This is a genomic window from Legionella sp. (assembly GCF_049790535.1).
Lineage (GTDB): Bacteria > Pseudomonadota > Gammaproteobacteria > Legionellales > Legionellaceae > Legionella.
Map to the genome: position 1 here is coordinate 1 of NZ_JBAQZB010000097.1, position 11,122 is coordinate 11,122.

Genomic DNA, 11,122 nt, shown 5'->3' on the forward strand with positions numbered 1-11,122 from the left:
AATACTTATTATACAGGTTATACAAATAATCTTGAAAAGCGTTATTTCTCTCATGTTAATGGTACGGGAAGATGTAAATACACACGTAGTTTTAAGCCACTAAAAATTGCTCAGTTTTGGGAAATCAAAGAAGGTAAATTAAAAGCAATGAAAGTGGAGCGTTCTATTAAAAAGTTATCACGTATAGATAAAGATAAACTTGTTCATGATCCAGATTTACTGGATGTTTAATAGTTGATATTTGGGAGATAATGGAATGTTCCATCAAATGGACATTATCTGCAACACCAATTCCAGACTGATTTATAGAACAGTAGTTCGCATTTGCCCCATTTTATTTCCCTATCGAATGCAATTTTGAGTATTTCGATTAATTTGTTTAATTCATATATTGTTGCTATAATTTATTATATAAAGAGCATTGGAGAAATTATGAACTTACAGCATATTTCAATTAAGACCGATCCTAAGCAGGAGAAGAAAATGGCGAGAAAGGCCTGTGTTCGCTTAGAAAAAGGGTTAGTTAATTTTAAAGGCTCTATATCTATAAGCATCAATAATGAGTTGGTTGAATTGCCTGTTTCTATTGTTAATCCTTTAGTTGATATGCTTAAAGAGCTTTCTAAAGGAAAGGTTTTTGATGAGACTGAGCAAGAGGAAATTCTGACTACACAACAAGCAGCTGATTTATTAAATGTGTCTCGACCTTTTTTAGTGAAATTAACGGAAACCAAAGAGTTGCCTAGTTTTAAAGTAGGGCGTAACAGACGAATTTATAAGAATGATTTATTATCATATAAAGAAAAATCTTTAAAAGAGCGAAAAAAAATTATGCAAAAATTAGTAGATGAGGCACAAGATTTGGATCTTGGATATTAAAATGGCACATTTGATTGTTTTTTGTGATGCTTGCATTCTCTATCCAGCTCCGATTAGAGATTTACTAATGGGATGCGCATTAAATGATTTAGTTCAATTAAAGTGGTCTGATAGAGTGTTAAATGAATGGATTGATAATTTAATTAAAAATAGGCCTGATTTGAGCAGGGATAGGTTGGAAAAAACTAAAAATGATATGAATAAGGCATTATTAGATTCTGTTGTTGAAGATTATGAATCAATTGAAAAGAAATTAATATTACCTGATGAAAAGGATAGACACGTTTTAGCAGCAGCTATTGCTTCTAAGTCAAAATTAATCCTTACAGCTAACCTAAAAGATTTTCCTGTAGATTACTTATCAATGTTTAACATTAAGGCTTGTCATCCTGATGATTTATTTATAGAGATTGTGCAAAAAAATAAGGAATGTTTTTTAAGCACGATTAAAGAATGTTATCAAAAATTAAGAAAGCCACCCAAAACGCTTGAGCAGTATATAGCAACTTTAAATGATAAATGTCATTTAAATAAAATCGCATTTTTTATTAATCAAAATAAAATATCTCTTATTTAGCCAGTGAACGGCGGCCAATCATCCAATTCAACAAGACCTGGGTTGAATTATATTCTCGCGCTACATGGCTTTGTCGTGATCAATTAATTTTCGAATAATCGTTATGCAATGCCATTGATAATAGTGCGATCTCACGATCTTCATTGGGTTGCATTTCCTTTTTGCTTGACATATAAAAGTTCCTAGAAGCATGGGTATCTGTTAGTGCTTGAAAACAGATTCAGCTGTGCTTGAATTATTTTGCAAATGAACCAACAATAAAATGCAAATGGATTTTGATGAAACCGAATTAAACTGCAAATTAAAATAAAATGAGACCAAGACAATTGTCTCGACAGTGTTGAGACAATCTCACGACTTGGGAATAATTTGGCAAAACGGATCATTCTAAATAAGTTTGGTCGCTATAACCTTTGCCATATGAATGAGTTAAGTATGTAGACAATGAGGCAACTGTAGTTTCCCCATATTCTGCTCGTTCTGATTTTAAAACCTCTTCATCAATACGCTTACCAATTAGCCAACAAAGTAATGCCTGCGTAGAATTGTACTCACGAGCAACATGATTTTTGGCTTCTAAGCGTGCTGATTTCCTTAATGAGTACGTCAGGACTATTATTGTGAACAGTGGTATCTGTTTTTGGTTTTCGGATTTTTTTGGTATCACTCATTTTTATGTCCCTTGAATAGTTCCCATAATGCTTAGAGGCGGAACTATTGAGATGAAATTATGGTGGTCTTGGCATTAACAAGATGCTTATTCGTATGCTAAGTACTGCCGAGTTGCAGGTCCAGAACTGGTACCGCATCTTCTCTCTCTATGGTGGCATGAAGGGAGGGGCCCGAAAGGCCCCTTCTACTTGATTATTCTTCTACACTGATTTCGATTTTTTTCTCAGCCGCAGCTTCTTTTTTAGGAATCTTGATTTCAAGAACCCCATGGGTATAGCGCGCTGTGATTTTAGCATCATCTGCAGTTTGAGGAAGACTGAAACGACGATAAAACTGACCTTGAGTACGTTCTCTTCGTGTATAACCTTGATGTTGTTCCGTTTTTTCAAATTGGCGTTCACCTTTTAAGGTAAGAACGTGTTGCTCTAAAGAAATACTAATATCTTCTTTTTTTACCCCAGGAATATCTGCGATGACTAAAAAGCAGTTTTTTTCTTCTTTAATGTCCACCAAAGGCGACCAAGTGCTTGTTTCAATGTAGGAAGAGTCATCTTGCTTATTGCAGGTTAAAAAATCATCGAGAAAATGGCCCATATCACGGTACATGGGCAATGTTCTTCTTAATGTGTTCATGCTGTCTCCTTAAATATGTTTTTGGTTAATTCTTAGATAGGGATTCTTATATAAAATTCAAGATTGATACCTAAAATTTTGATGAGAATATTTTCTTAATGCATAGCTCTAAGCCTGGCAACTCGCTCCGAAGTTAAAGGATGCGTTGCAAATAAGTTCGCAAGTTTCTCTCCATTTAGTGGGTTAACGATAAATAGATGCGCTGTTGCTGGATTAGTTTCTGCTTCAGTAAAATACTGTTGATGGCGCGCTTGTTCTAATTTAATCAGAGCTTTAGCAAGCCAATGCGGATTACCACAAATTCGCGCCCCTCCAGCATCAGCTTCAAATTCCCTAGAGCGTGAGATAGCCATTTGAATAAGTCCTGCGGCAATTGGTGCAAGAATCATTATGATTATTCCAACAATCGAATGCACATTCTGTTCTCCATCATTGCTATGATGAGAGGACACAGGAAACCACATCAACATATTAGCAAGTCCACTAATAGCACCTGCAATAGTGGCGCTGATAACGCTAATTAATGTATCACAATGGATAACATGAGCGAGCTCATGAGCTAAAACTCCTGTAATTTCTTCTTTAGTTAATTGTTCGAGTAAGCCGATAGTTACTGCAATACTCGCATTTTGTGGATTGCGACCTGTAGCAAAGGCATTGGGATTTAGGTTATTGATGAGGTAAACCTTAGGCTTAGGTGTACCTGCTCGGTGAGCGAGCTCTGAAACTATTCTATAAACAAAATGAGTGCTAGGTGCTAATTGAGCATTATATAAGTTCAATACAATACTATCGGAGTACCAATAGGCTGAAAAATTCATAATCCCTGCAAACAATAGCGCGATTAGAATTCCTGTGTGTCCACCTAGAACCCCACCAATGAATACTAATAGTGCCGTTAAGGCACCTAGAAAAAGCATGGTTTTTAAATTATTTTCCATTTTTTCACCTGATTATTAAAAGCTTTTCAAGTCTTATAATGGGGACAAATTTTATAACTTCAACCGGTAGATTTAATTGTAGGAATAAGGGGCAAATTAGTCTGAATATGAAGCAAAGAATCAGAGAAAAATTTTAAAAAATATACTCTTGAAAATGAATTTTTTGCCCTTATGTCATAGATACCATTTATTTTTATGGAGGGCTTTATAACCAATTAGTGCTAGTAATGAACTTACGTAACTAGAAATAAAATAGCTTAATTTTTGTTTAGATTTTTTGCCTTTAATAAATTAGAGTTAAGAGGATTTAAACTATGCCAACAGTACAAACTACAGTCCGTGGTATTTCATCCACACCAGCAATTAATTACCATATCGATAGACATTTTAATAAGCTGGAAAGAACCTACAGCAAAATAAATAAATGTAAAGTAGTCATAGATTTAGCTAAAAAAAATACGCACAAAGACAAATTGTATAATGTATCTATCAATATAACTATACCTAGAAAAGAACTGATTAGTAAAAAGCAGAATCCTAATTTATTCATAGCCATACGCGATAGTTTTTTAGCTATAGAGCAATTATTAGAGAAACACTATAAAAAGAAGTTGCTGTTTAATAAAGGCTACTCTAATTATCTGCATGATTATAAAAGCGACTCAATGAGTCGAGCCAGTTGAGGGCGTCTTTAATCGCAGCTCAGATTACTGACTCTCGAAGGCAGGCTAGTAGTTCATTGTCCTGTTTTTACATTTTCAAATAGGTAGAAGTCAATTTATTGTAAGCAAGAAGGAGGTTGTTATGAGAAAAGAACTTATTCTATTTTTATCTTGTGCGATTACACTTACCGCAATGATGTCGATGGTTAATGCCAAAGATACTACTCAAGTGAAGGAAAGCACGAATCCAATTGCATTTCCATTTGATGACGAGCCATTTTTTCAATCCAATGATGATGTATTTAATCAAATCAGGACAATGCAACAAGCTATGAACAGGCTAATACAACAGCAGTTTACACAAATTAATAATAATCAGTTTAACTTTATGAACTCAAAAAATTCTTTAGGTTCTTCACATGATATTCAAGTGGAAGAACGAAGCAACGAGCTCATTTACAAGATTAAACAGCCTGAAGGCACAGATAGTAAAGTCGATGTTTCTGTTAAAGATGGCTTATTGATTATTAATACCCATCTCATGCAGAAAATGACACATACTGAAAATGGAAACAAAAGCTATAGTTATTCTCAACGCAATTATAATCAGTCTTTTAAATTGCCAAATGGGTATGATCCCAATTCAATGGAGATAAAGACAAAGGATTCCAATCTAATAGTGACCTTTAAAAAACAGGAGGGATCAAATTCTTTAAAGATCTGAAGTCTTCAGTTATAAAATTACAGTGATGCAATCAAAGAAGAGTCTATGTCAGAATAGAATGGAACATTGTATTTATTGAGAAAAATAGAAGAAAGAAATTTTATATTTTAAGTAGTAGTGTTGATCCCGAGAACTTATCCTCAGTATTTTAAATAAACATTTGTGTTTTAAATTGATCTATAAATAGTAAGTGCACCTCATGGATAGGATCGTACGGTCCATAAAACGATCTTTTAATCAATGAATAATTAAATTTTTATCAACACATTTAATTTTCGTTTTTCAATATGCTTTCTATACCTTCAAAAAACATTATTTTCGATGATTAAATATTTCCAAATAATTTTTTTCCATCATCACGCAATTCACCCTTGGGCGATACATGTCTATATAATGTTTGTTTTGTAATCCCAAGCTCTTCACATAAGCTACCAATTTTAGTTTCAGTATTTCCCATAGCAGCCATGGCCAGGCGGAGTTTTGCAGCGGTCATTTTATAAGGGCGTCCACCTTTTCGTCCACGTGCTCTTGCAGCTTGCATGCCTGCAATCGTTCGCTCTTTAATCATTTCTCGTTCGAATTCGGCAAGGGCTGCAAAAATACCAAATACTAATTTTCCGGCAGGCGTTGTTGTATCAATAGCTGCTCCATGACCTGTGAGTACCTTTAGGCCAATATTTCTTGAAGTGAGATCATGAACAATATTAATAAGATGACGAAGATCTCGTCCGAGTCGATCGAGCTTCCAGACAATAAGGGTATCACCTTCGCGGAGTGCTTTAAGGCAATTTTGTAATCCAGACCTATCATCTCGTTTTCCTGATGCATAATCTTGATAAATATATTCTGGTTTAACACCAGCAGTTAATAAAGCATCCGATTGTAAATCAGTTGATTGTGAACCATCTGATTTTGAGACGCGCGCGTATCCAATGAGCATTTTTTATCCTGTAGTATATTGAGTCACATAAACGTTCGATTATGTGACTAATGGGGTTGATTACTGATAACATAATAAAATAGTAACTTAACTGGTAACTTAAATAAAGTTAATTAAAATCTATGTAAATTTGATTATGTTACTAGGAATTCGAAATCTGAATACATGGATTTAAAATTAGAGATCCTATTCTCATATTCATATCATTTTGAAGAAAAAATGTAATTAAAATTTATCTGAAAAATCAAATTTAAAGCTTACTGATAACAAATTTTACCAATAGCCACTATAGAAATAGAATTAATTGTAGATTATGTGAATCGAATTTAACCTCTTATCTCCATAATTTACCTGTAATTCGCTTTTGCCTCAGATTTGTAATTCAACCCTATTTACTATTTAAATTTTTACAAAGACTCAGCACTGCTCTGACTCCATGAATTAATAAGGTTCGCAAATACCTATCCCCACGTTTTCTAATACCTAATAAAATTTGTTTAGTACCGCTAGAGGATTGTTGAGGAACTAATCCTAATCAAGCTGCCATATGGTGACCATTCCGCATCATTGGTATCATTCTTATTGGTCTTAAAAAAAGGTTTTACATACTGTGGACTAATTAATTTTACTGTATGACCCTGTTTCTGAAAAACACGCGCCCAATAGTTTGCACCACCACAAAATTCCATTGCTATCGTGCATACAGGCAAATTAGCAATGTATTCTGACAACTTAGTACGCTCAATTCGTTGGTTAAATACTTTCTTGCCCGCACTATCAACTCCATGTAATTGAAAAATATTCTTGGCTATATCTAGTCCTAATAAGCTAATATTCATTATGAATCTCCCATCCAATTTCAAATTATCCAAATTCGAATACTCAGCTGGTTATATTAAATTCCAACTTAGTGGGGGGATGGTTCATTACATTAAAACCTTATTTTCCTTACTTACCCTTTTAGTGCTCTGTGTTTAGTGTGTTTTATGCTACTATTCAATAACAGTGAGTCAATGTCCACAGCACTTTTCTTATAAAACTCCGATATTGATTTTCAAACTGATGAGGATTGAAGGGCATAGGTGTAACAGAAATTGCAAGATAAGTTCCATTTGGAAGATCAACAGTGTCTTCTAAACACAGCAGAGTAATGAGCCTAATTAAAAGCGTCTTCTCATGTGTTTGATGTTATACAAAAGCATTGGAACAAATAAAGCGAGCTTACTTTGTAATAGTCTAATAATTATTGATTAAAGGATGACTAAGTGCCACCAAATCCACAGTTACCTAAAGAGCTCATACACTGGGTATCTAGACCATTAGATAGATTTATTCGTATTGAGACAAGTACAGCTGGCTTACTCTTGTTCTTCACTATTACTACACTACTTTTAGCAAATTCTCCTTGGTCTGAGTCTTTTTTATCTATTTGGGAAATATCCTTAGGAATTCACCTGGGGAATTTTGAATTTGCTCGTCCAATCCATGACTGGATAAATGATGGATTAATGACCTTATTTTTCTTTTTTGTGTCTTTAGAATTAAAAAGAGAATTGGTGTTAGGTGAACTACGAAATCCTAGAATGGCAGCACTTCCCATTATCGCAGCTATTGGTGGGATGCTTGTCCCACCCCTATTTTACTTCATACTCCAAATAGGTGAACCAGGACAAAATGGGTGGGGTACAGTTATGGCAACTGATACCGCTTTTGTGATTGGATGCTTGGCTTTATTTGGTAAACACATTCCTCAAAGTCTGCGAATGTTTATGTTGTCATTAGCTATTATTGATGACATTGGTGCAATCCTGATTGTTGCTATTGGTTATAACCATGGGATTACTTGGATGGCTCTTGCTACATCAGTAATAGGGTTTATTCTCGTGTATCTAATGAAAAAAATAGGGATACGCAGTATAATCGCTTTTTTTTGTATTGGAGTCCTGATATGGATTTCAATTGATGCATCTGGCATTCACCCCACCATTACTGGCATTATTCTTGGATTAATGACCCCAACTGATACGTGGGTAAATGATGCACGATTGCATAAAATTTTAAAGCATATGGTTTCTTATCCTCCAGGAGAACATTGGAGCGGGGATACCAATGATCGCAAAGCATTACACATTGCTGAAGTAGCTGTTCGTGAAACCCTTTCTCCAGTCGAGCGACTGGAAATCCTATTGCACCCATGGATTGGTTATCTAATTTTGCCCCTATTTGCGCTAGCTAATGCAGGAGTGTTGATATCTTTTTCAGATTTTACTAATAGAGTTACTCTATCTGTTTTTTTAGGATTCATTCTGGGGAAACCTGTAGGGGTTTTTGGTTTTAGTTTTATAGCTGAATTTCTTGGGTTAGCGAAGAGACCTAGATCTCTTAACTGGATATTATTAGCTTGTGGCAGTATATTGACCGGAATTGGGTTTACAATGGCTATTTTTATAGCTAATTTAGCATTCAATGAAAATCTTAATAATTCAGCTCGGTTGGGTATATTGTTAGCAAGTATATTCTGCGCCCTAGCGGGTATTTCTGCGCTTTTTATATACAAATTATTTTTTCAGTCTGAATTAAATGCCGATGCTTCTGAATAATGGTTTGTAGATGATGTAATAAAATACCATAGAACCGTTTCTACTTATATCAACACATTAATAAATACTGGATATGCGGTAAAACCCTAATGGTAATTATCAAAGTTATTTTTGAAACTCTATACGAAGTATCCTTTATAGGCGAGTTACTCTCTGATTAATCAAATGATATTTTGCAGCCCCTAAGTATTTGATATATCTTATTGAGAAATAAAACAATTGAAGAGTAGTCTATTGTACCTGATTTGCTTTATTGAATCTAATATCTAGGTGTATTGATAACTTCAGAATAATGAGACAGAGCAGTTGAATATGAATACTAGGAATCGTTAACAAAAATCTCATGTGAGAGCGGCAGCAAGCGATCTTTTAGATGGAGGGTGTTGAAATACTTAGAAGTTTTGTTTTACGAAATTATCTGTTATTAAGTACTTTCTATCTTTCTACTGAAAGCCACTACAAAACTAATAGCATAACTTTTCTAATTATTTTAGAAATACTCTGTATTTTAATGGAATAATAATTATCTATCAAATGAAATCATTTTCAAAACGTCTTTGCCACCGTTGACAAGACTAAATCCCATACTCAAAAAGCATAGGACTTAAAATAATCGTACTTTAAGAATTTATTTACTTTGTACTTCACAAGTAATTTTTGTGCAATCCCTACAATGAGACGATGCAAAAGCAAATGCACTTGCAGCAGACGCTTTATTTTTTGCCATTTCATCATCAGCTTTTTTATCAGAATGTGCCGAACTGCTGCTTGCATTTGTGGTGCAAGTCCAATGTGAATGAAGCCCTGTTTTCGCTTCAGACGCAGCCATGCTTGTTGATGCAGTTATAACAAAAATACTAGTAACAATTAAATTCAAAATTCCTTTCATGACTAATCTCCTTTTCTCAAATTTAAAAAACAACCTAAAAAGGTACGCGACCTAGCAAATATAATATTAAAAAAATTATTAAAATAGTACCTATAAGCCCTGATGGTCCATATCCCCATTCCCTACTATGCCCCCAAGTTGGTAAGGCTCCAATTAAAACCAGTATTAAACCAACAAGTATTATTGTACCCAGCATTTTGTTCCTCCTTGAAATTCCATATGAGATAAATGTAGCATATGAATTTTGTTTATACTATTGCAAAAGAGAAAGTGTTTGCAGCCAATTTCTGTGTTTTTGTCATTGTGTCATCAGCTGCTGATTTGAGTTCGTTTTCTGAATGACAATTTATGGTTAATGTCACTAAACTGAAAGTTTACGTAATATTCTGTCTTTCATAAATCAGGATTAAGATGTTGCTAAAATTAATGGTTCAGGTTTGGAAAGCTAGAGTAATCCCAAACCAATTACCCATTTTATTTATTTTGTTCGTCATAGACCCTTAAAATCTTTTACCACCCATCGGGTTGTTGTGAATTTTATCTTCATTATGACCATGCTCTCTAGATTGGTCTTGATTCTTACCATGACCTTGTTGGTCTTGATTCTTACCATGGCCTTGTTGGTCTTGATTCTTACCATGGCCTTGTTGGTCTTGGTCTTGTCCTTGTTTATATTGAGTCATATCCATTCTCCATTTAATTTTTTCTAAACCATCCTGTTAACTGTAGACTAAATATTCTGTAATAGCAACTCATGGAATTATTGTTAATGCTTAAATTTCAGCTCTTTACTGAAGAAAAAATACAAAAAAGTCTTGAATGCGGTTTTGCCCAGCCTGCGCTTCGAGGATTACCCACAGAATTTAGAGTCGATATAACCAGAGTCGGTTTATAAGTTGCAGGTTGTCATGCTCAGAATCTAAATCAAGGACTACACCAAGTAGCTTAGATCAGCCTTAAATAACCATTGGGTCACAAAACCCCAAGCTCTTTTGCTACGTAACTAAAAGGTTTGGACGTTTTGCGAAGTTTTTTATAGGTCTCATTATCCCAGACCATGTGTTCACGTATAGCGGTTACATTGCGCAAGCCACTATAAAGCTCTAGTTTTTCCTCTAATGTTGGGTCGAAAAATCGATTATCACCACCATAGATTGAGCAATACTGGATTGATTAGCAAATTGTGTGCCCATTTTCTTTTTTGATAGGATCTATCGATAAAAATTCATGCCAAATAACACCATCAATTTGATAGCCAGAACTATCTTGTAAATAATTTCCTAACAAAAAATTTTGATGAATCCATCACGTTTGCTCTGTTATCACGTAGGTATTAAGGCAAATGTGATTAGTATATCCCAAAAAAGTCGCAAATCCATAAATATAGCTTATGGAAGAAGAGATTCAGGGGAATTTCATCGTTTAATAAAAAGATTTTTAAACGTAAAAAATGGCTCCGTTGAAAAAAGATTCATTTTAAAAATCTTAACTTTCAGGCAGATCTCAACTGTATAGGCCGAACTGTTCCTTGATGAAAGATACTTCGGTTCGAGTTCCATACAACCAGATATTGAACTGTCCTTTTTTAAACATCCGCATAATCTC

The 11,122-nt window shown here is 34.4% G+C and carries 13 protein-coding genes and 2 pseudogenes; 6 read left to right on the forward strand and 9 right to left on the reverse strand.

The window, feature by feature from the left end:
* The 3 genes from WA877_RS05735 to WA877_RS05745 form a co-directional block, all read left to right on the forward strand.
* Positions 1-231 (forward strand): GIY-YIG nuclease family protein (locus tag WA877_RS05735; RefSeq protein ID WP_425169975.1); only part of this gene is annotated, 231 nt, incomplete at its 5' end.
* A 201-nt stretch (positions 232-432) separates the two neighbouring features.
* Complete coding sequence (locus WA877_RS05740; protein ID WP_425169976.1) at positions 433-879, forward strand: helix-turn-helix domain-containing protein; 447 nt, start codon at positions 433-435, stop codon at positions 877-879.
* A gap of 1 nt (position 880) precedes the next feature.
* Positions 881-1,456, forward strand: coding sequence for a PIN domain-containing protein (locus WA877_RS05745; RefSeq protein ID WP_425169977.1), 576 nt, complete (start codon positions 881-883; stop codon positions 1,454-1,456).
* 182 nt (positions 1,457-1,638) lie between these two features.
* Here WA877_RS05745 and WA877_RS05750 read toward each other — a convergent pair.
* From WA877_RS05750 to htpX, 3 genes and pseudogenes are all read right to left on the reverse strand, one after another.
* Positions 1,639-2,123, reverse strand: a pseudogene (locus tag WA877_RS05750) (DUF1016 N-terminal domain-containing protein).
* 197 nt (positions 2,124-2,320) lie between these two features.
* Positions 2,321-2,761: an Hsp20/alpha crystallin family protein gene (locus WA877_RS05755; RefSeq protein ID WP_425169978.1), complete on the reverse strand. Its 441-nt coding sequence runs from the start codon at positions 2,759-2,761 to the stop codon at positions 2,321-2,323.
* 95 nt (positions 2,762-2,856) lie between these two features.
* Positions 2,857-3,702 (reverse strand): zinc metalloprotease HtpX, encoded by an 846-nt coding sequence (gene htpX, locus WA877_RS05760; protein ID WP_425169979.1) that lies wholly within the window; start codon positions 3,700-3,702, stop codon positions 2,857-2,859.
* Between the two features lie 314 nt (positions 3,703-4,016).
* On the opposite strand from htpX, the gene WA877_RS05765 reads away from it, so the two are divergent.
* Together WA877_RS05765 and WA877_RS05770 are read left to right on the forward strand one after the other, a co-directional pair.
* Positions 4,017-4,385, forward strand: coding sequence for an HPF/RaiA family ribosome-associated protein (locus tag WA877_RS05765; protein WP_425169980.1), 369 nt, complete (start codon positions 4,017-4,019; stop codon positions 4,383-4,385).
* A gap of 121 nt (positions 4,386-4,506) precedes the next feature.
* Entirely contained in the window at positions 4,507-5,088 is a 582-nt protein-coding gene (locus WA877_RS05770) for an Hsp20/alpha crystallin family protein (RefSeq protein WP_425169981.1), read from the forward strand.
* Between the two features lie 325 nt (positions 5,089-5,413).
* On the opposite strand, the gene WA877_RS05775 is transcribed toward WA877_RS05770, so the two are convergent.
* From WA877_RS05775 to WA877_RS05785, 3 genes and pseudogenes are all read right to left on the reverse strand, one after another.
* Positions 5,414-6,028, reverse strand: coding sequence for a recombinase family protein (locus tag WA877_RS05775; RefSeq protein ID WP_425169982.1), 615 nt, complete (start codon positions 6,026-6,028; stop codon positions 5,414-5,416).
* Between the two features lie 406 nt (positions 6,029-6,434).
* Positions 6,435-6,563, reverse strand: a pseudogene (locus tag WA877_RS05780) (transposase); the annotation flags it as partial.
* Positions 6,535-6,867 (reverse strand): IS110 family transposase, encoded by a 333-nt coding sequence (locus WA877_RS05785; RefSeq protein ID WP_425169983.1) that lies wholly within the window; start codon positions 6,865-6,867, stop codon positions 6,535-6,537. The pseudogene WA877_RS05780 and the gene WA877_RS05785, both read right to left, overlap by 29 nt.
* 426 nt (positions 6,868-7,293) lie before the next feature.
* Between WA877_RS05785 and nhaA the strand changes: the two genes are divergently transcribed.
* On the forward strand, positions 7,294-8,628 hold the full coding sequence (nhaA, locus tag WA877_RS05790) for a Na+/H+ antiporter NhaA (RefSeq protein ID WP_425169984.1): 1,335 nt from the start codon (positions 7,294-7,296) through the stop codon (positions 8,626-8,628).
* 628 nt (positions 8,629-9,256) lie between these two features.
* Here the strand turns inward: nhaA and WA877_RS05795 are convergent.
* From WA877_RS05795 to WA877_RS05805, 3 genes are all read right to left on the reverse strand, one after another.
* Positions 9,257-9,517 (reverse strand): hypothetical protein, encoded by a 261-nt coding sequence (locus WA877_RS05795; RefSeq protein WP_425169985.1) that lies wholly within the window; start codon positions 9,515-9,517, stop codon positions 9,257-9,259.
* A 34-nt stretch (positions 9,518-9,551) separates the two neighbouring features.
* The gene (locus tag WA877_RS05800; RefSeq protein ID WP_425169986.1) at positions 9,552-9,713 is read right to left on the reverse strand and encodes a DUF3309 family protein; all 162 of its coding nucleotides are present in this window, start codon (positions 9,711-9,713) and stop codon (positions 9,552-9,554) included.
* Positions 9,714-10,017: 304 nt separating this feature from the next.
* Positions 10,018-10,200 (reverse strand): hypothetical protein, encoded by a 183-nt coding sequence (locus WA877_RS05805; protein ID WP_425169987.1) that lies wholly within the window; start codon positions 10,198-10,200, stop codon positions 10,018-10,020.
* Positions 10,201-11,122 lie beyond the last annotated feature (922 nt).